The 268-nt window shown below is 54.9% G+C and carries 1 pseudogene; it reads left to right on the top strand.

Going from position 1 to position 268, the window contains the following annotated elements:
- Window positions 1-268 (top strand): annotated as a pseudogene (locus SM754_RS20290) (hypothetical protein); the annotation flags it as partial.

Below are 268 nucleotides of genomic sequence, written 5' to 3' on the forward strand. Positions count from 1 at the left end.
GAAATCCTGAACGAGGTTCACCTCATTCACGAGGGAGAGAAGGTCGGAGCTTCCGAATCTGCTTTGCTCAACATGTTGGGAATCACTCCCTTCTCGTATGGACTGGTTGTTCTGCAAGTCTACGACAACGGAACTCTGTACTCGCCTGAGGTCCTGGACATGACCACCGAGGAACTCCGCAAGAGATTCATGGCCGGTGTTCGCAACGTTGCCGCCGTTTCTATTGCTGCCAAGTACCCCACCGCGGCTTCCGTTCCCCACTCTCCTG

Origin of the sequence: Halorubellus amylolyticus, from assembly GCF_034808145.1 — an archaeon.
Taxonomy (GTDB): Archaea; Halobacteriota; Halobacteria; order Halobacteriales; family Natrialbaceae; genus Halorubellus.